Annotated in this window: 12 protein-coding genes and 4 tRNA genes; 10 read left to right on the top strand and 6 right to left on the bottom strand. The window is 50.8% G+C overall.

All coding sequences use genetic code 11. The features are described 5' to 3' along the window. The first annotated feature begins 6 nt into the window (after nt 1–6). Complete coding sequence (locus DEV76_RS04215) at nt 7–1,560, top strand: RagB/SusD family nutrient uptake outer membrane protein (protein WP_109695472.1); 1,554 nt, start codon at nt 7–9, stop codon at nt 1,558–1,560. A gap of 81 nt (nt 1,561–1,641) precedes the next feature. Further along, the gene (locus tag DEV76_RS04210; protein WP_232826873.1) at nt 1,642–4,086 is read left to right on the top strand and encodes a glycoside hydrolase family 31 protein; all 2,445 of its coding nucleotides are present in this window, start codon (nt 1,642–1,644) and stop codon (nt 4,084–4,086) included. A 461-nt stretch (nt 4,087–4,547) separates the two neighbouring features. On the opposite strand, the gene DEV76_RS04205 is transcribed toward DEV76_RS04210, so the two are convergent. The 4 genes from DEV76_RS04205 to DEV76_RS04195 form a co-directional block, all read right to left on the bottom strand. Continuing rightward, nucleotides 4,548–4,617, bottom strand: a tRNA-Pro gene (locus DEV76_RS04205). A gap of 49 nt (nt 4,618–4,666) precedes the next feature. Continuing rightward, a tRNA-Glu gene (locus tag DEV76_RS04200) sits at nt 4,667–4,737 on the bottom strand. Nucleotides 4,738–4,761: 24 nt separating this feature from the next. Next, nucleotides 4,762–4,836, bottom strand: a tRNA-Leu gene (locus DEV76_RS25850). Nucleotides 4,837–4,856: 20 nt separating this feature from the next. Then, nucleotides 4,857–4,928 (bottom strand) — tRNA-His (locus tag DEV76_RS04195). Nucleotides 4,929–5,400: 472 nt separating this feature from the next. Here DEV76_RS04195 and DEV76_RS04190 point away from each other — a divergent pair. Both DEV76_RS04190 and DEV76_RS04185 read left to right on the top strand, forming a co-directional pair. Next, a complete protein-coding gene (locus DEV76_RS04190) occupies nt 5,401–6,531 on the top strand; it encodes a helix-turn-helix domain-containing protein (protein ID WP_109695470.1) in 1,131 nt (376 codons plus the stop codon). A 59-nt stretch (nt 6,532–6,590) separates the two neighbouring features. Then, complete coding sequence (locus DEV76_RS04185) at nt 6,591–8,000, top strand: S41 family peptidase (protein ID WP_109695468.1); 1,410 nt, start codon at nt 6,591–6,593, stop codon at nt 7,998–8,000. Nucleotides 8,001–8,058: 58 nt separating this feature from the next. On the opposite strand, the gene DEV76_RS04180 is transcribed toward DEV76_RS04185, so the two are convergent. After that, on the bottom strand, nt 8,059–8,478 hold the full coding sequence (locus DEV76_RS04180; protein WP_157962709.1) for a LytR/AlgR family response regulator transcription factor: 420 nt from the start codon (nt 8,476–8,478) through the stop codon (nt 8,059–8,061). A gap of 164 nt (nt 8,479–8,642) precedes the next feature. Between DEV76_RS04180 and DEV76_RS04175 the strand changes: the two genes are divergently transcribed. The 3 genes from DEV76_RS04175 to DEV76_RS04165 all read left to right on the top strand — a co-directional run bounded on the left by DEV76_RS04175 (nt 8,643) and on the right by DEV76_RS04165 (nt 11,832). Continuing rightward, entirely contained in the window at nt 8,643–9,050 is a 408-nt protein-coding gene (locus DEV76_RS04175) for a hypothetical protein (protein ID WP_157962708.1), read from the top strand. 145 nt (nt 9,051–9,195) lie between these two features. Further along, on the top strand, nt 9,196–9,927 hold the full coding sequence (locus DEV76_RS04170) for a murein L,D-transpeptidase catalytic domain family protein (protein WP_109695462.1): 732 nt from the start codon (nt 9,196–9,198) through the stop codon (nt 9,925–9,927). 51 nt (nt 9,928–9,978) lie between these two features. Beyond that, entirely contained in the window at nt 9,979–11,832 is a 1,854-nt protein-coding gene (locus DEV76_RS04165; protein WP_109695460.1) for a glycoside hydrolase family 9 protein, read from the top strand. Here DEV76_RS04165 and DEV76_RS04160 read toward each other — a convergent pair. Next, nucleotides 11,795–12,343: an RNA polymerase sigma-70 factor gene (locus tag DEV76_RS04160; RefSeq protein WP_262509826.1), complete on the bottom strand. Its 549-nt coding sequence runs from the start codon at nt 12,341–12,343 to the stop codon at nt 11,795–11,797. The genes DEV76_RS04165 and DEV76_RS04160 overlap by 38 nt on opposite strands. Nucleotides 12,344–12,528: 185 nt before the next feature. On the opposite strand from DEV76_RS04160, the gene DEV76_RS04155 reads away from it, so the two are divergent. The 3 genes from DEV76_RS04155 (at nt 12,529) to DEV76_RS04145 (ending at nt 19,104) form a co-directional block, all read left to right on the top strand. Beyond that, nucleotides 12,529–13,533 (top strand): FecR family protein, encoded by a 1,005-nt coding sequence (locus DEV76_RS04155; RefSeq protein ID WP_109695457.1) that lies wholly within the window; start codon nt 12,529–12,531, stop codon nt 13,531–13,533. A gap of 279 nt (nt 13,534–13,812) precedes the next feature. Then, a complete protein-coding gene (locus tag DEV76_RS04150; RefSeq protein ID WP_198651939.1) occupies nt 13,813–17,364 on the top strand; it encodes a TonB-dependent receptor in 3,552 nt (1,183 codons plus the stop codon). Between the two features lie 21 nt (nt 17,365–17,385). Beyond that, nucleotides 17,386–19,104, top strand: coding sequence for a RagB/SusD family nutrient uptake outer membrane protein (locus tag DEV76_RS04145; RefSeq protein ID WP_109695455.1), 1,719 nt, complete (start codon nt 17,386–17,388; stop codon nt 19,102–19,104). The last annotated feature ends 3 nt before the right edge of the window (nt 19,105–19,107 follow it).

Below are 19,107 nucleotides of genomic sequence, written 5' to 3'. Positions count from 1 at the left end.
ATTATCATGCATTTACATAAAAAAGTATCCATCCTCGCCCTGTCGGCCCTTGCACTTGGTGGCTGTACCAAGCTCGATGAAAAACTGGGTTCCACACTGGAACGGTCTCAGGCTGAAAAAGTGATCAAAGTAAACTCGCTGCTGATTAATGCTTATAACGATATGCAGCTGCCCTACCAGGACCAGTCTAACTTCTGGGCCCTGCAGGAAATGCCGTCAGACGAGGCGGTTGCACCCACACGCGGTGGCGACTGGGACGATAATGGTGTATGGCGTTCCCTGAAGCTCCATACCTGGACGCCTGAGCATTCCATGATCCAGGCTACGTTTACCAACCTGCTGCTGCTGCAGTTTTCGGCTACCAACGTACTGAACTTCCAGCCATCCAAACAGCAGGCTGCCGAGGCACGCTTTATCCGCGCACTCTGTATGTTTTCAACACTCGACGGATGGGGGCAGGTACCTTACCGGGAGCCTAATGAAAACCTGCTGCTTCCTCCTAAAGTGCTGAGTGCATCAGATGCGATCGCTTTCATTATCGCCGAGCTGAATGCCATCATTCCCGACCTGCCTGAGCGTGCAGGCGCGGTAAAGGCATGGACGGCCAATAAAGACGCAGGCCGTACGCTGCTCATGAAATGTTATCTCAACAAAGGCGCTTTCCTGAACCGGGCGGCTCCCACGTTTGATGCTGCAGACATGCAGCAGGTGATAACCCTGGCCGATCAGATCATTGGTTCCGGCAGGTACAGCCTGGCAAATAATTACTTTGATAACCTGGCGTATAATAACGATGTAATTGGTACCGAAAATATTTTCACGCAGCAGAATGGTCCCGGCCTGAGTACCATCCGCGCGGGTAATGCTGCCTTTTGCCATTGGGCGCCCACCTTGCACTACCATCAACTGCCCAGTGGCTGGAATGGTTTCGCCACCACATCTGATTTCTACGATAAGTTTGAAGCTACCGACACCCGCCGTGGTGTTGCATATGCTGGTGTGACGGATGTAAGCGGCACCCGTGTTGGCTTCCTGATCGGCCAGCAGTTTGACAAGAACGGGAATGCGCTGAAAGACCGTAAAGGCAACAACCTCGCCTTTACCCGCGATCTGAAGCTTTCCGAAGCCGGAACCGACCTGGAGATCAAAGGCATCCGTGTGGTAAAATATCCGCCGGATATGGTGACCGACGGTGGTCATAACAGCAACAACGGAAGTAACGACTGGGTGTTTTTCAGGCTGGGCGATGTAATGCTCATGAAAGCGGAAGCCCTGCTGCGTACCGGCAGCGGTGCCGGCCTGGCCATTGTTAACCAGCTGCGTGTAAAACGTGGAGCTACACCATTCGTTACCCTTACACTGGCTAACCTGCTGGATGAACGCGGCCGTGAATTGTATTGGGAAGGATGGCGCCGGCAGGATCTCATCCGGTTCGGTAAGTTCCTGGAGCCGTGGCAGCTCAAGCCAAGCGATGATCCTAAAAATCTCCTGTTTCCCATACCTGTAAATGATCTGGCTGTTAACCCCAATCTGAAACAGAATCCGGGATATACCAAGTAAAGACTGAACAGGAAAATATCCAGGCAGGGGGCGGTAATGCCGCCCTCTGCTGGATTCTTTTTGCACAAAAACAAGCACGATATGACCGGCAGAATGATTTGCTTTTGCCTCCTGACAGCCGTTACTGCAGCGGCGCAGCAGGTGGTAACCCCAGGGAATGTGACCGATGTGAAGATCACGGGTCAAACCATCCGCATCAAGGCAGCTAATGCCAGTGCGGAAGTAACGGCATGGTCGCATAACGTGGTTCGTGTACGGATGAACAGGCAGGCATTGGAGAAAGATTTTTCCTACGCAGTGGTAGCCACTCCTAAAAACTTTGCGCCCGTCATTACCCAGAATGCTGATGAGATTAAGCTGGAAACCGATTCGCTCGTAACGCGCATCGGTAAGCAGCCTTTTTCCATCACCTTCCTCACAAAAAGCGGTGAAGTATTACAGGCAGATGAACCGGGCCTTGGCACCTCATGGATAGGGGAAGAGGTAACTGCCTATAAAACCATGCAGGATGGGGAACGGTTTATAGGGCTTGGAGAAAAAACCGGTAACCTCGACAGGCGGGGCAGCTCCTACACCAACTGGAACACCGATGCATTCGGGTACACCGTTAACCAGGACCCCATCTACGCCACCATTCCTTTTTACATCGGCATCCATCACGGCAAAAGCTACGGCCTGTTTTTCGATAACAGCTACCGCACGAATTTCAACTTCGGCGCCAGCAACAACCGCTTCGCTTCTTTTTCTGCCAACAGCGGTGAAATGAATTATTACTTCATCCACCACCCCGAAGTATCGGGCATCATCACTGCATATACCTGGCTAACGGGGCGTATGCACATGCCGCCGTTATGGAGCCTGGGTTATCAGCAAAACCGTTATAGCTACTACCCGGAGGCGGAAGTAATGCGGATCGCACAAACCATGCGGGAAAAGCAGATACCTGCAGATGGTATTACGCTCGATATCCACTACATGGACGCGTACAAATTATTTACCTGGAATAAGCTACGCTTCCCCGATCCTGCAGGTATGAATGCCCGGCTGCGTAAAATGGGCTTCCGTACTACCGTGATCGTTGACCCCGGTATTAAAACCGAAGCAGGATACCATGCTTATGAAAGCGGTAAGAAGGAAGATATTTTCATCAAATATTCCGACGGACAATATTACACCGGCCAGGTATGGCCAGGCTGGTGCCACTTTCCTGACTTCACGGGTCCGAAAGGCCGCAACTGGTGGAAAGAGCAGGTGAAGAGTTTTACGGCAGCCGGTGTGGATGGATTGTGGAACGATATGAATGAGATTGCTACCTGGGGGCAGAATATGCCCGACAATGTGCTGTTCGATTTTGAAGGAAGGTCGGCCACGCACCGCCAGGCGCATAATGTATACGGACTTGCCATGGTGCAGGCCAGTTATGAGGGCGCCCGCGCATCCATGCAGGGCAGGCGGCCCTTCCTCCTTACCCGCGCAGGATACGCCGGCCTGCAGCGTTATACCGCCATCTGGACCGGTGATAACCGTGCGGAAGATGATCATATGCTGCTGGGTGTACGGCTTATGAACAGTCTTGGCCTCAGCGGTGTGGCTTTTTCGGGTATGGACATCGGCGGGTTTACGGGTAATGGCTCTCCTGCACTTTATGCCCGCTGGATTCAGCTGGGGGCGTTTTTACCGTACTGCCGCAGTCATACCGGCATCAACACCAAATCTGCGGAGCCATGGGCTTTCGGGGAAGAAGTGCTGGAGATTGCGCGGAACTACATCAACCTGCGCTACCGCCTGCTGCCTTACCTCTATTCCGGTTTTCATGAAGCCTCCGTAACAGGTATGCCGCTGATGCGAACCCTCGCCATAGGCTGGACGCACGACCCGCTCGTATACGATCCCCGGTTCCAGAACCAGTTTCTCCTGGGCGATGGTATTATGGTGGCCCCTTTCGACAGTAAGCAGCCTTACGCCCCCGTATATCTGCCGCCCGGCACCTGGTATAATCTCTACAACGATACTGTTGCCACCGGCGGACAGGAGAAAATGCTGACGCTGGGGATGCATACCCTTCCGGTATATATCCGGGAGAGCAGTATTATCCCCATGCAGTCGCTGGTGCAAACCACGGCGGAAAAACCTTCGGACACGCTGTTCCTGCATGTTTATAAAGGCAACCGCAACAACAGGTTTGAATATTATGAAGATGATGGTGAAACATATGCTTATGAAAAAGGCGCGAGCTACCGGCGCGTGATCGATTACCGGCCTGCTGATGGGAATCTTACATTGGAGAAGCCCGTCAGCGGCACGGCTTCTCACTTCCGGCATATACAACTCGTATTGCATGGATTTGGGAAAGATGTTGCGAAGGTAAACGGGGCAGAAAGAAAACTGGATGCGGGAAGCTGGGTAGCAGTACAGCCGGTATCGCGCTTCGATCCGCAGGGTGTGGCCAATCCTGTCGTGAAATGCGTTGTAAAAACGTTGACGCTGGCCAACGATAATCAGTCCATAACTATAAACGTGGAATAATTCCTTTAGTAAGGAAAGTAAAGACGCCGCTCCATTTACATGGGGCGGCCTTTTTATTTCATTCTCTTCAGGCTCCCGCTTCAACCATATTAACCCGGTGGTTAAAAGGGGCATAAAGTATCCTTAAAGTAGGTTTAAAGTATACTTAAAGAAGGTATAATGTATATAAAACCACCTGAAAGCCAGTCCCAGTATAGGATAGCTATAGTTTAGGTACAGGAAAGGTATACTTAGCTAATGGATAACTTATATACTCCTTAGCCCTTAGTTATACATACTTTAACCTTCTTTATGGCCCGGAATGCCACTGAATGTTGTCATATAATGGGTTGGGAAGGGGTAGTTGTGCCTTATTAAGAGCATGAAAAAGGGCCATCTCAAGCAAGTGAGACGGCCCGGGCTTCCGGGGTTGGGTTAACAGGATGAAACTAACCATTCACAGGTATAGGCTAAGAAAAGCGAACACCAGGGGGAATCGAACCCTCGCCTTCCGGACCCAAACCGGACGTTCTGCCGCTGAACTGCTGGTGTAACGGGGCATCAAACAATGGTGGACCTGATATAGGAGGTCCATGATTAGTGCCGCCAGGGGGACTCGAACCCTCCACGTCCGGTGATGAAAGACCGGGATACTACCGTTATACCATGGCGCTATATAAAAAGGGTCAACAAAAATGAACGCCGGCAGGAATCGAACCTGCGTTTCCCGGCCCTCTGCCGGGCGTAATACCACTATACGACAATACACCCCTAAGTGCAGGCCTCCATTTGGGTGCCAGGGGGAATCGAACCCTCGCTATCCGGACCACAACCGGACGTTCTGCCACTGAACTACAGGCACCATAAAAAAGGCCCGGCCGCGCATGCTGCACGACCGGGCCGGAAAACCTGTCACCGTTTAAAGGTGACAAGCTACGTTTGTCGTGCGGATGAAGAATCATCCCCATTTGTCCATTGTGTATGTCTAATTCTTATGTATAGCATTAGCCGTGAAAATTAAAAAGGCCCCGCAATTGCTTGCGGGGCCTCAGTTATATTGGATTCTTTTTATCGTATTATCCATGCATAACCTGCTCCGCATAAAGGCCCTCCGCCGCTGAAAAGCGTGCCGGATGTTGAATGCCTGTATGTTGAAAACTGAGTTGCATGACTGCGGTTATTTATTTGATGATGCAAAGATGAAACGAATTTTGGATATTTAAAAGCGGTGCGCATCTTCCGCGCGAAAGTTTCGTGCGGAAGTATGCAACTTCCCGCATCCATGCGCGTCTTTAGGACGAATTCAATTGATCATTTTATAGCAAAACCCCTGCTATGCAATCCATCCAACCCGCCCTGCTCTTCCGGTATTTCGTGGTAGCAGGCCTCATCAATACCGCAGTGTTTGCAGCGCTCCTGCTATCCCGCCGCCGCCAGGCTGCCCCTTCCATGCTGCTGCTGGCACTGATGGTACTGGTATCATTCCAGGCGCTGCTGAACGCATTCGATAACCGCGATTTCTTTCTCACCTTCCCCCACCTCAGCCGGGTATCATGGCTGAACCTGACACTGGTAGGCCCACTCGTATATCTTTTTACCCGGAAAATGACGGGTGACGGTCCCCGTTTCCGATGGACCGATGCTTTGCACGCTGTTCCTTTCTTTACGGCATCTGTGATACTGGCTCCATGGTTCCTGCAAACCGCAGAAGTAAAGCGGAGGCTGCTGCAGGACTTCGACGGACTTTCCCGGCAGGATTTCGGATGGGTGAATCAGGCTAACCTCTGCCTGATCACCTTTTACCTGCTGGCCTCGGTTGTCAGGTTAAAACAGTGGGAACGCAGTCTGCCTGCAAGCCCGCATCCTGTACAGACACTACGCATGCAATGGTTGCGCCGCTTCCTGGGGGCTTTGCTCCTTATCCTGGGGATCTCTGCACTGGGGTTCTTTGGCCGTAAGTGGAATATTCCCGGCATCACGCACTTCTATCATTACAATTACGCCGCTATAGTTGCACTCGTATACTGGCTGGCCTGGAAGTGCCAGACGGTGCCGGAGCTGTTTACCGAAGAAGAGCAAACGGAGGAAAAGAAATACAGGAAATCAGGGCTTACTGCTCCGGCAGCCCTTTATGGAAAGTTATGCCTCCTCATGCATGATCAGCGCCCTTACCTCGATCCGGAACTTACACATGCCTCGCTGGCCGAAATGCTGGGTGTTCAGAAACATCATCTTTCACAGGTTATCAACGAACAATCGGGCGGTACTTATTTTGAATTCGTGAACGGCTACCGGGTAGAGGAAGTGAAGCGTATGCTGGCCGATCCGGATAAACAACACCTCAGCATCCTGGGCATTGCCATGGAATGCGGTTTCCAGAGCAAAGCCACTTTTAATGCCGCTTTCCGGAAAATGACCGGTACTACCCCATCGGCATGGCAACAATCCCTGCAATTAGAGGTATGAGCCCATGGGCACGGTCGACAGAACGCGCCATGGCAGCTAGTTTTGTATAAAAAAAGAAAATGCGCAGAAATTGGATCATTGCCGCCTGTATGCTGGCGGCCACCGTGGTAAAAGCAACCCCGCTACTTATCGACAGCCTCAAAAAGCCGGTTCCGGCGCCTGTATATAGCCCCGGGCAACTGCAGGAAGATTTTCAGATTTTCCGCAGCGCTCTTGTGGAAGCCCACGCAGGCCTGTACCGCTATACCCCCCGCACTGCCATGGATGCTGCGCTCGATAAAGCCGGTGCCGGTATCCGGAAAGAGATGACTGAACTGGAGTTTTTCCGGTATCTGTATCCCTTGCTGGCTAAAGTGCAGGATGGGCATACGAAGCTCCACCGCCAGGGCCGGCCAGATGACTGGTATGCCTTTTACCAGACCGGCCTTTTCCCGCTACGCCTTTATTTCAGAGAAGGGAGAGCTTTCGTTATTGCCGGAAGCATAGAAGCCGGTGCCGAAGTACTCCGGGTGAACGGGCGCAGTATGGAAGAAATAATCACAAAACTATCGGCCAATATTCTAGCTGATGGCAGCAGCAACAGTGCAAAGCTCCGGGAGCTGGATCAATTCTTCCCGGGATACTATGCTACTTTTTTCGGGCCTAAGTCGGCATTTGAAATTCAGTATAAAGAAGTGATGGGTAAGCGGGTGACAGTTACCATCCCGGCTATAAATGCAGACCAGCTTTATAGGAACCCTGCACCGGATACTCCTGCTTTCAAATTAGCTTGGCCGGCACCCAAAACTGCCCTTCTCCGCATCAGTGGTTTTCATGGAATGCCGGGCTTCCTGCCTGCGGCGTTTGCAGAGATCCGGAGTAAGGGAGCCGAACGCCTTATCATTGATTTACGGGATAATGAAGGAGGGACAGATAAACTGGGGCTTCAGCTGCTGTCGTACCTCGCCAGCCGGCCTTTCTCCTATTATCAGAAACTGACCGTTGCAGGTGTGGGGCCTTATTCTTTTGCTGCGCATGCCACCTTCCCTCCGGAACTGGAATTTTTGAAACAATATGTGGTGAAGCAGGGAGATGAGTATTTATTTACTGCCAAAGAAGGATTGGGTATGCAGCAGCCTTCCGCCCAAAACGGGTTTCATGGTAAAGTGTGTATTCTGCAGAACGGGCGCAGCTTTTCCGTGAGCGGGGAGTTTGCAGCAGCAGCCCGGGGCCTTGGTATTAAAACCATCGGGGAAGAAGGAGGTGCCGGCCGAAAAGGTAATACCAGCGGAGGCTTCGCAATCGTGACATTGCCTAATACGAAACTAACCATGGCGGTGCCGCTCCTTGGGTATTACATGGAAGCGGGTACGGCAAACGTTACGGGTGGCGTGCCGGCAGATGTTACCGTGCTGCCTTCCGCGAACGATATATTGGTAAAGCGGGATGTGGTACTGGAGAAAGCTATGGAGATATTATCCGGTAAATAACTCCGGTTAAGGAAAGAGGGGATGGCGCCGGCTAGCGTCATCCCCTCTTTGTATTTTACTACTCTCCCAGCCAGGCTTTAAAGCCAGCCACTTTTTCACGGCTGATGATGATTTCAGTGGCCGGATGTTCGGGCCGGAGGTCCAGCTTAAGCTTGCCGTTCCACCATACATTGATGCGGATAATGGCCGGGTAGCTCACAATAAGCTGGCGGGTGGCGCGGAAGAAGTAATCAGGAGAAACACATTTTTCGATCTCCCCGAGCGACATGGACAAATAATATTCTTTGCCATCGTGCGTTTTGATATAACTGATCTTGTCGCGGGAGAAGAAGTAAGCAATGTCCTGGACAGGCACGGAGATGATGGTTTGCCCCCTTTTGATGGCGAACCGTTCTTTGTAAGCCTGTTTTTTCAACAGTTGTTCCAGCATTTGCGCGATGTCCCGGATATCGGGGACTGGGGTTTGAAAAGTAAGCATGGGATTACGCATTATTATGCAAGCAAAATAAAGCGATTGACAAATGCCGTGTACCCGGTAAACTACTTATTTTTCGTAACTGCTTACATTTAATAACCGATGAACCGGTGAATTCAGCAACCCGGGAGCCGGAAAATACGTACCCAATCGAAAACACCTGAATTATGCGTATCATTTCCACCTTATTACCAATGGCATTTGCACTGCTAACAGCCTGTTCATCAGATCGTAACGACGATAATTCCCCTGCGGGTATTACTTCCGGAACCTGGAGGGTAAGCACCTTTTCGGAGCGGGGATCAGATGAAACGGGGGATTTTTCAGGTTATACCTTCAGTTTTGGTGCAGATGGGCAGGCAACTGCCCTGAAAAGCGGAGCCAGTAAAACGGGCACCTGGTCCATGAACAACAATACCCGTTTTAACATAGATTTCGGGCCTAAGACTGACGCAAATAAGCCACTGGGGGAGCTTTCCGACAACTGGAAGGTGATTTCCGTAACGGGCAGGGAGATCCGGCTGACGGATGATAACGTTTCCAGTGCGGAATTTCTGACATTTACAAAGAATTGATTTTCAATACTTATTTTTTGACTACTTTCCGACAATTCAGTGATATTAACAACAATACGAATGGTGAAAATTTAGTATTTTTGTAACTAGCCGATTTTGAAAAACCATTTTTGAACAAACATTTGTGAGACTTAAAATGAGGTGGATGAAAAAACGTTTAAGCAAAAAAGCATACATACTTCCTTTTGTACTCCTTACTTCTCTATTTAGCCTAAAGGTATCTTCCATAGGAAAAAAGCACACGGGGGTAGTGAAACCGGTAAGCGCAGCAGCGTCTGCCGGGAGCATGATGTATGCCAATATGGGGCTTGCCGAAGCAGGGCTTTCGCGCGAAGCATTTGACCGGGCAATGACGGGTTATAACAAACTCGTACAGGAAGGGAAGATCCGGAAAGACAATATTATTTCCATTATCGATTTCAGTTTGCCTTCTACCCAAAAGCGCTTATTTGTGCTTGACCTGGAGGAAGGGAAAGTACTGTATAACACACTGGTATCTCATGGCCGGAACTCCGGTAAAACAATGGCGACATCGTTTTCCAACAGGCCCGAGAGCTTTAAGAGCAGTCTTGGTTTCTATGTAACCGGCGATACCTACCAGGGTGCGCATGGCTACTCCCTCCGGCTGGAAGGTACCGAGCTGGGCATTAATGATAAAGCCATGGAGCGCGGTATCGTGATGCATGCAGCAGATTATGTAAATGATAAACTGGGCCGAGCCCAGGGGTATATTGGCAGAAGCCTTGGTTGCCCTGCCGTTCCGGTGAACATGCATAAGAAGATCATCGGCAGCATCCGTAACGGAACCTGTCTCTTTATTTACAGTCCCGACCGCGGGTACCTCGTTTCGAGCCGTGTGCTCCGCCCTACGGCGTAACGGCTTATACCGGTATGATTGTCTATATTTAGATAAACACAGCCGGCTGCCATGAAGCGTATTACCCTTTTTCTAATCAGTATTCCACTTATTTTAATATCTGGCGGATCGCGCAGCGGAAACATCCATGCGTCGTCCGCTTTTTCTTTGCATACCGTACCCGCTGTAGTACGTATCAACCAGATCGGTTACCTGCCTGCCGGTATTAAGGTGGCGGTATGGGGTGGTCCCGGTGGAGTAACGGTAAAGGAATTCAGGCTGATAGATGCTTCAAATGGTAAAACCGTTTATACCGGCAAAGCGGGCAAGTCATTCGGGGCATATGGCCCTTTCGGGGAATCGTACCGCCTTGATTTCTCTTCCTTTCGGACGCCGGGTACTTACTACATCAAAACTTCTTCCGCAAAGTCTCCCGCCTTTCGCATAGGTACTGATGTGTATAAAGGTGCGGCCGACTTCTGCCTCCGTTACCTCCGCCAGCAGCGCTGCGGCTTCAATCCTTTCCTCAAAGATTCCTGCCATACCTTCGATGGTTATACCCTTTACGGGCCCATGCCCGACAGTACGCGTATAAACGCCATCGGCGGCTGGCATGATGCCAGTGATTATCTCCAGTATTCCACCACTTCCGCAAATACCGTATATCACCTGCTGGCCGCATACCGCGACTTTCCCGGTGTATTTGGCGACCAGCATGCCGCATCCGGGCTTTCAGGAGCTAACAATACCCCGGACGTTATTGACGAGGCCCGTTGGGGGCTGGACTGGCTTATGCGCATGCATCCGCAGTCGGACTGGTTGTTTAACCAGATAGCAGACGACCGTGATCATCGGGGAATGCGTCTTCCTAAACTTGATTCTTTTTACGGGCGGGGCTTTGAGCGGCCGGTGTACTTCTGCTCCGGTGAGCCGCAGGTGCAGGGTGTGAAATATAAAAAGATGAACCGCAGTACCGGTGTGGCATCTACCGCCGGTAAGTTCGCGAGTGCCTTTGCACTGGGGCATACCCTTCTCCGGAAAACGGATGCTGCTTATGCAGATTCCCTGCTGCGGAAAGCCTATTCCGCTTACAAGCTGGGTGTGGAAAAGCCCGGTGTGCAGCAAACTGCATCTGTCATGTCTCCCTACATTTATGCAGAAGACAACTGGACCGATGATATGGAGCTTGCCGCGGCAGAGCTATTCGGAGTTTCCCGCGATATGAAATTTTTCAGGGATGGGAGGAAGTATGCCGCTATGGAACCGGTTACGCCATGGTTGGGTAAAGACACTGCTAATCACTATCAATGGTATCCTTTCGTGAACCCCGGTCATTTCGAACTGGCCAAACGCACCTCTGGAGATGCCCGTAAGGAGTTGACGCAATATCTTGCCGATGGTATTGAAAAGGTGAAGCGTAAAGCGGAAAAGAATGCGTTCTATCGCGGGGTGCCGTTCATCTGGTGCAGTAATAACCTCACCACAGCTTTTGCGATACAATGTTACTGGTATGGCCAGCTCACAGCAAGCAGGCAGTATGCAGAACTGGCGCAGGCTAATGTAGACTGGCTCTTCGGCTGTAACCCCTGGGGTACGAGCATGGTGTATGGGCTTCCTGCAGCAGGAGATACCCCTGTAGACCCGCACTCCGCCTTTACGCATATTTGTAAATATCCGATAGACGGCGGGCTGGTAGACGGGCCGGTGTATGGCACCATTTACGGTAATCTGATTGGAATAAAGCTGGCGGAGGAAGATGAGTACGCTGCGTTTCAAAGCAGCCTGGTGGTGTACCACGACGATTACGGGGATTATAGTACCAATGAGCCTACCATGGATGGTACGGCTGTATTGATATACCTGCTTGCATTAAAGGAAAATGAAGGGCTTACCACGGAAAAAGCCACGCCCCGGCCAGCAAGATAGTGCGTTGCAGGCCACTGCGGAGCATACGTAAGGCTTTGCGCATATGCTGCTCTACCGTGTTAACGGAAATACCAGAGCGCTCGGCAATCTCTTTGTTACTGAGTTCTTCCGAACGGCTGAGGAGGAACACCTGGCGGCATTTATCCGGCAGTTGCTGAATAGCATCCGACAACTGGTGCGCCAGTTCTTTATGAGACAGGTAGGATTCCACATCGTTACCCTGTGCGGCTGGGCGCGTTTCCTGGAATATCTCGTATTTGTGATGGATAGACTGGCGGTGGATGTAGTTTAGTACCCGGTTGCGTAAAGCGGTGAAGATATATGCCTTGAAAGAGGTGTGAATTTCGAGCCGGTCTTTTCTTTCCAGCAGTTCCAGGAATACTTCCTGTACAAATTCCCGGGCCATTTCACGGTCGCCGGTTTTCTCATACGCTTTCTTTAATAACATCACTGCATACCTCTCGTACAACGTCTCAAACGCTGACTGGTCGCCGTGTTTCCAACGGTCCAGGAGAAGAGTGTCGCTATGTTGCGATGTGTGTGGAATAGAAGCGGAGGGTTTAGCGCAAGTTAAATGTAAGTAAAAATAAGCGCTAATTACAAAGTGAAACCCGGGAAAAATATTTTTTTAAAGCGGATAACGGCAGATGTTTTATTGTTTGTCCTATACGGTAACCGACGCATCAAATCACTTTTATGAGCGTGACCGACATCAGGCAATTATTGGAAAAATATCAGGCTGGCACATGTACGCCGGAAGAGCTGGAAGCGCTGGAAGCGTGGTACGAAAACTTTCGTCATCCAGATGCCGCTGATATGAAATGGGAGGCAGACGAGGAGCTTACGGCTTCGCTCATGCAGGATTTTAAGGAAATGCAGCGCAGGAAGGAAAAGTTGTTCCGCAATAATGGCTGGAGCAACTGGTGGAAGGCCGCGGCGGTGATTATACCCCTTGCCGGTATCGGCACATTTATGTGGATGAGCCGCCCTTCAGCCACCACTGCCATTTCCGGGCCTGTTCTGGCAGAAGTGCCTGCACAGCCCGACACCAAACGTTTCATCCTGCTGCCTGACAGTAGTACCGTGGTACTTCGGGAGGGCAGCACCCTCTTATATCCCTCAGTGTTCAGTGACGGCGAGCGGGTAGTGACACTCACGGGCGAAGGGTACTTCGACGTGCGGGAGCAGCCCGGTAAGCCCTTCCGTATACGGTCCGGCAAATTGCTGACCACGGTATTGGGTACGGCCTTTTCCATCAAAGCCTATCCCGGGCAGGAGCATGTAACTGTAACCGTTAGCCGCGGGAAGGTGAAAATTGAAGAACAGGAAAGCAACAGGCTGCTGGGCATCCTCGGGCAGGATCAGCAGATCGTGTATGAAAACGTGGCATCCGTAGCGGAAACCCGCCCGGTGAAAGCAGAAGAAAGTGTGGCGTGGCTGAAAAAAGGTATGGATTTCAATTCCGTTCCTTTCGGCGACATTGCCCAACAGATCTCAGAACAATACCAGGTAAAAATAGAATTCGCCAACAACGAGCTGCGCAATTGCAGGATACGCGCCACATTTGAAGGAACGGAAACGTTGGATCAGGTGCTGTTTGTATTATGCACTGTGCGCAATGCAACCTATACCCATCGTGGCAACACGGTGATAATCAGCGGAGAAGGCTGTCGTGACGAAGAAGACGCCCCTGCCAGCTAACAAATCGGGATAAGAAAGAAAGCTAATATCGATCGGTAACCAAAATCATTCATCATGAATCGGATCTTGCCCAGGCCCCCGTGCCCGGGCCTGTAACGAAAAACCCCTCCGTACTGTGGCAGGTCGGGAGGGGAAGGTCTAAAACGTAAACAGCCTGAAAGGCTGATTCTTCATCATTTTAAACTATTGCAAGTTATGCAAAAATCAGCGGTTTTTGCTACTGGCCGGCTTATGCCGTTACTGTACAAAGCGGTTTATTCCACGCAAATGCGTTTTGTTATGAGGTTTAGTCTCTCACTCATCCTGTTCATGGCAATGGGGCTACAATTTCTGGTAGCTTCTCCTTTAAAGGGCCAGGCACTGGATGATAAGAAAATCACAATGGAAGCCACCAATATCACGCTGGAAAGAGCGCTGGTACAGGTGGAGAAACTCTCCGGTTTCCGTGTTGCCTTTGCGACAGAGAAAGTGCTGCGCCATCAGCGGGTATTTATGCCTATGGGCACCCGTAGTGTGAGCGCCACGCTGCACTCCCTGCTTACCCAAACGGGATTGGAATACCGTTATTCGGAGAACACCATTATGATCGTGCCTCAGCCCGATGGCGCTCCTGTGGTTCAGCAGAAGCCCGCCGTAGTGGCGGACACGCTGAAGCCCGTACGGGGTAAGGTATTGGATGAAACGGGCGGCCCTATGCCGGGTGTATCTGTCCGCGTAAAGGGTTCTACGCGCGGTGTTTATACGGATGGTTCGGGAGCTTTCAACCTCCAGGCTTCCACTGGTGAAGTGATCGTTTTCAGTTCTATTGGCGCAATCCAGCAGGAGCATACTGTAGCCGGTAATGCTGCACTCTCCATCGTGCTGAAAGCTGACAATCGTAAGCTGGAAGACGTAGTAATTGTAGGTTATGGCTCTCAGAAGAAGGCAAACCTCACCGGTGCTGTATCTACTGTAGATGTGAAACGCTCACTGGAAGCACGCCCTATATCTGATGTAGGCCGCGGCCTTCAGGGCGTTGTTCCCGGCTTAACCATTACTTCTTCAAGTGGTGACCTCGGCCGTAACCCTAACATCCGCCTGCGCGGTATGACAGGATCACTCAATAACGGCGGTACCGGTACGCAACCCCTCATCCTGGTAGATAACGTGGAAATCCCCAGTCTGCAGATGGTGAACCCGCAGGACATTGAGTCTATCTCCGTACTGAAAGATGCAGCTTCCACGTCCATCTATGGTGCACGCGCCGCATGGGGTGTTGTGCTTATTACCACCAAGAGCGGCAAAAAAGGCGCACCATCAGCCATTAATTATTCCAATACACTCTCCTGGAGCAAGCCTACGCAAATGCCGGAACTGGCAGATGCAGCGCAATGGGTGGAAACCGTTCTGGCAACAACAAGACGTACCCAGCAGAACCCCAACCTGGTTTCACTCCCAATGTTGGTAGGTATGCGACATGATACCGGCAGCATCCGCAAGATCCGCGAATGGCAGCAACAATACGGTGATAAGAACCTGGATGATGAAATGGTGGAAGGCCGCGATTTCGAGATTAAGAACGGTGAGTTTTATCCTTACCGGCAATGGGATCCCGCTAAGAAATACCTGCGGAAATATGCCTTCCTCCAGAAACATGACCTTTCTTTCAGCGGCGGTGGCGAGAAAACGCAATATCATCTGGGTCTGGGTTATCTCAACCAAACCGGTATGCTGAATTTTAAAACTGACCGGTTCGACAGATACAATGCTTCTCTCAATATCAACTCCACCGTAAACGACTGGATGGATATCCGGGGTAAAATGATGTTCTCCCAGACAGAATTGCGCACGCCGTTTAATTTTACTGCGGCTACTTACGGCCCATGGTACTACCTGTACCGCTGGTCGCGCACATACCCTTACGGAACATACCAGGGCAAGCCTTTCCGCAGTGCGGTTACCGAACTGCAACAGGCTAACATGGATAAGCTATCTTCCGCCTTCCAAAGGGTGCAGATCGGTACCACCATCCGTCCGTTTAAAGGCATGACGCTGGATGTGGATTATACCTATTCTTCAACCAATACCCGTAGCCACGAAGTGGGTGGCGGCACATCGGGTATCGACTTCTGGTCTGGCTCGCTGACGTATAAAGACAACTTCCAGCCTGCGGCCAACAATCTGGTGAGATATATTTCCAGTTACAATAACATGCATACCGTCCGCGCATTTGCTACCTATTCCTACGATCTGAAAGAGAACCACCACTTCAAAGTACTCGCAGGTATGGATGCGGATCTGTATCAGCGGGGCATGCATTCTTCCGAAAGGAAAGGGATGCTTGACCAGAACCTCGGAGAAATTCCCCTGGCAATTGGAGACCAGTTTGTAGGCGGTAATGCAGGACATTGGGCTACGAATGGTTACTTCGGCCGTATCAACTACGATTACAGAAACAAATATCTCTTTGAAGTAAACGCCCGTTACGATGGTTCTTCCTGGTTCCCCCGGAAAGACCAGTGGGCTTTCTTCCCCTCTGTTTCTGCAGGCTGGGTGGCTACAGAAGAAAATTTCCTGAAGGGCTTGCAGCCTACCTTGTCTTTCCTGAAGCTCCGCGCTTCTTACGGAGCAGTGGGTAACCAGAAGCTGGGCAGCTCTTATTCCAGGTTTATCCCTACCATTTCCTCCACCAATTCCGGCTGGCTGGTTGGCGGCAACAACATGCTGACCTTTACCGTTCCGGGCCTCATTTCAGAATCACTGACCTGGGAAACAATTACCACGCTTGACTTTGGTGCAGATGCCCGCTTTCTCGACAACAGGCTGGGTGTAACCTTCGACTGGTATTCAAGGAAAACCAACGATATGATCGGGCCCACCGTAGCCGTACCTGCTACCCTCGGTACCGGTGCTCCGCAGCTGAACTATGGCACACTGGAAACCAAAGGATGGGAGCTGGCTATTGACTGGAGCGAACGTTTCGAAAATGGCCTGGGTATTAATATCATGGCATCCATAACCGATTTCCGCGAGCAGCTCACCAAGTACATCAATCCTTCCAGAAACGTGTATGGTAACTACCAGGGTAAAATGATCGGAGAGATCTGGGGATACGAAACTGACCGTATTTTCCAGGAAAGTGATTTCACCGTAGGTGCCAATGGCCGCTGGGAGCCTAAAGGCGGTATCCCTGATCAGTCGGCTCTTCAGAAAGGCAGCGCCTGGTTCTATTACGGCCCTGGCGATGTTAAGTATGTAGATCGCAATGGCGATGGTAAGGTAGACTGGGGTGGAGAAACAGTTGATGACTCCGGCGATCTCTATGTGATCGGTAATTCAACCCCGCGCTATCAGTATAGCCTTCGTGTAGGGGCAGACTGGAAAGGGATTGAGCTGAGCGTTTTCCTGCAGGGTGTAGGCAAGCGTGATTACTGGGCTGGCGGTCCCATTGCCATCCCCGGATTCCGTGACACGGAAGCCTGGTTCCAGTATCAGATGGATTACTGGACGCCTGCTAATACCGGTGCTTACTATCCTCGCCCTACCAACCATGCTCAGAACGAAAGCATTTACAACTTCAACCGGCAAACGCGTTATCTGCTGGATATGAGTTATCTCCGTGTGAAAAACCTCACGATTGGATACCGTCTGCCACAGTCGCTGATCAGTAAAGCCCGATTTAAATCAGCCAGAGTATTCCTGACTGGTGAAAACCTGGTTACGTTCGATAAGCTCGATATCCCCATTGATCCGGAAATCGATTATACCACGGAACAAACCGACAGGGCTACTTTCGGGCGGGTATATCCTTATCGTAAGGAATATTCCGCCGGTGTTCAACTTACTTTCTAATTCGCTCAAATCTGACAGGATATGAAACTTAAAATATTCACCCTCGCGCTTGCAGCCACCCTCGTGGCTGGTTGCAACAAGGATTTTCTCACCAGGCTGCCTAAGGATCAACTGACAGATGATACGTTCTGGACCAGTGAAACCAATGTGCGGGCCTTCGCATACCGCTTTTATCCGGATTACTTTTCCGGTTTCGGAACAGGTTATACCTGGCGGAATTATTTCTATCTCGGGCAAGGCCTGAACGATGATTTTTCGCCCACTACACCAAATGCTTTTACTAAACAGGTACCTGTAAGCAGTAGCGGATGGAGCTTCACGAAAGTGCGAGATGCGAATTATATGCTTGCCAGGGTAAGCGCCATGGACAAGCTTGACGCTGCTACCAAAAACCATTGGGTAGGCGTTGCCCGTTTTTTCCGCGCCATCGCATATTCCAACCTGGTGAACAGTTATGGTGATGTACCGTACTTCGACCGGGCACTGGATGTTACTGAGCTGGCAGAACTGTTCAAGCCCCGCGACAACAGAACGCTGGTAATGGATAAAGTACTGGAAGACCTTGATTTCGCTGCTGCCAATGTAAGAGCGGTGGATGGAGAAAAAGGGCTGAACGTCACCAAATGGGTGGTACTTTCCTTTATGTCGAGGTACATGCTGTTTGAAGGCACATGGCAGAAGTATCACCTGAATAACGCCGCCAAAGCAGCAGAATACCTGGGTAAGGCCAAATGGGCCGCCAAACAGGTGATCGATGGTGGTGGATATTCCTTCTCACATCCATACCGCGAATCCTTCAACGCACTTGATCTCGCAGGCAATAAAGAGATCATCATGTACCGCTCTTATGTAACCAGCATGGTTACCCATTCTATGATGAGCTATGTAAATGCAGAAGGGCAAACCGGTGTAAGTAAGGATCTGGTGGAAACCTATCTCTGCAACGATGGTCTCCCCATTTCACTCTCCCCCAGGTATCAGGGTGATAAAACCATAACTGATGTACTTGCCAACCGTGATCTGCGTTTGAGCCAGACCATCAATCCGGAATTGCGCCCCATGGGTTCCAAAGGCCGTTACAACAACCTCGGTGTTTCTACTTCGGGATATGCCACCTGGAAATTCCTCAATGATGCGCTGCGCGATAAGCCCAATGCCGCAAGTAATACTAATGATTCGGATGCTCCCGTAATCCGTTATGGAGAAGTATTGATGAATTATGCGGAAGCCTGTGCCGAAACGGGGAATATTACGCAGGCAGAACTGGATGCATCCATCAATGTGCTGCGCGCACGTGCAGGGGTACCTCCGTTACAGGTTAATGGTACCGAAGCAGCTGTAGGTGGGGCGGTGTACGACGATCCGGCTCGTGATGCCGATGTTTCGGGAATCCTCTGGGAGATTCGCCGGGAGCGGCGTGTAGAACTGAGTATGGAAGGCTTCCGCCTCGATGATCTCCGCCGGTGGAAGAAACTGCACTATCTCGATACAGAGCTGCGTCCTAATATCAACCGTGGCGCCTGGATCAAGCGTTCCGAATGGCTGAAGCCTAATGGTACATCGTGGTTAGTAGACGTTACGCTCACGGGTGCAGACGAAGGCTACATAATTCCCTCAGTTTCTGTCCTCGCACACAGGAAATTTGACAACGCACGCGTATATTTGGATCCAATCCCATCTGACCAGATCAAAGTCTATTCAGACAGAGGCTACAAGCTGGTGCAGAACAAGGATTGGTAATCC

It is taken from the genome of Chitinophaga deserti, assembly GCF_003149455.1.
Classification (GTDB): Bacteria; Bacteroidota; Bacteroidia; order Chitinophagales; family Chitinophagaceae; genus Chitinophaga; species Chitinophaga deserti.
Note: the sequence above shows the minus strand (reverse complement) of the source record. Positions and strands in the feature narration are given on the sequence as shown.

Bases quoted from the DNA above. Each gene is read 5' to 3' on its own strand.
- DEV76_RS04180 (WP_157962709.1), bottom strand. From the start codon at position 8,478: ATGCTTACTTTTCAAACCCCAGTCCCCGATATCCGGGACATCGCGCAA.
- DEV76_RS04145 (WP_109695455.1), top strand. From the start codon at position 17,386: ATGAAACTTAAAATATTCACCCTCGCGCTTGCAGCCACCCTCGTGGCT.
- DEV76_RS04210 (WP_232826873.1), top strand. From the start codon at position 1,642: ATGACCGGCAGAATGATTTGCTTTTGCCTCCTGACAGCCGTTACTGCA.
- DEV76_RS04185 (WP_109695468.1), top strand. From the start codon at position 6,591: ATGCGCAGAAATTGGATCATTGCCGCCTGTATGCTGGCGGCCACCGTG.
- DEV76_RS04190 (WP_109695470.1), top strand. From the start codon at position 5,401: ATGCAATCCATCCAACCCGCCCTGCTCTTCCGGTATTTCGTGGTAGCA.
- DEV76_RS04215 (WP_109695472.1), top strand. From the start codon at position 7: ATGCATTTACATAAAAAAGTATCCATCCTCGCCCTGTCGGCCCTTGCA.
- DEV76_RS04155 (WP_109695457.1), top strand. From the start codon at position 12,529: ATGAGCGTGACCGACATCAGGCAATTATTGGAAAAATATCAGGCTGGC.
- DEV76_RS04175 (WP_157962708.1), top strand. From the start codon at position 8,643: ATGCGTATCATTTCCACCTTATTACCAATGGCATTTGCACTGCTAACA.
- DEV76_RS04170 (WP_109695462.1), top strand. From the start codon at position 9,196: ATGAAAAAACGTTTAAGCAAAAAAGCATACATACTTCCTTTTGTACTC.
- DEV76_RS04150 (WP_198651939.1), top strand. From the start codon at position 13,813: ATGAGGTTTAGTCTCTCACTCATCCTGTTCATGGCAATGGGGCTACAA.
- DEV76_RS04165 (WP_109695460.1), top strand. From the start codon at position 9,979: ATGAAGCGTATTACCCTTTTTCTAATCAGTATTCCACTTATTTTAATA.